Source organism: Staphylococcus sp. HMSC072B07, assembly GCF_001815505.1.
GTDB lineage: Bacteria > Bacillota > Bacilli > Staphylococcales > Staphylococcaceae > Staphylococcus > Staphylococcus simulans.
In genome coordinates this window covers 1-651 of the sequence record NZ_KV820954.1, presented here as the reverse complement: position 1 = coordinate 651, position 651 = coordinate 1, and the positions used below count along the sequence as shown (strand labels likewise).

Genomic DNA, 651 nt, shown 5'->3' with positions numbered 1-651 from the left:
GCAATAAAGACGGCATCCAAAACTCGAATGAAGTGGGTATCGAAGGCGTAACAGTAACATTGACAAAACCAGACGGATCAACAGTAACGACAGTTACAGATGCGAACGGTAAATATGTGTTCACAGGTTTAGAAAACGGCGACTACACAGTTGATTTCACAGCACCGGAAGGTTATGAAGCAACATTAGTCAATGTAGGTGACGATGCATTGGATTCAGACGGCGCGTCAACAACAGTGACAATCAATAACGCGGATAACTACACAATCGACAGCGGATTCTTCAAACCAGCGGTTGAAGAACCAACGCCAGTACCAGCAACATACAACTTAGGTGACTATGTATGGGAAGACAGCAATAAAGACGGCATCCAAAACTCGAATGAAGTAGGTATCGAAGGTGTAACAGTAACGTTGACTAAACCAGACGGTACAACTGAAACAGCAGTTACAGATGCGAACGGTAAATATGAATTCACTGGCCTAGAAAACGGCGACTACACAGTTGATTTCACAGCACCGGAAGGTTATGAAGCAACATTAGTCAACGTAGGCGATGATGCATTGGATTCAGACGGCGCATCAACAACAGTAACAATCAATAACGCGGATAACTACACAATCGACAGCGGTTTCTACAAACCAGTACAAG

The 651-nt window shown here is 43.9% G+C and carries 1 protein-coding gene; it reads left to right on the top strand.

Translation table 11 applies throughout. The annotated features are described in order from the left end of the window. The coding region (locus HMPREF3031_RS11625) for an SdrD B-like domain-containing protein (protein WP_180364348.1) at positions 1 to 651 on the top strand (651 nt) is incomplete at both ends.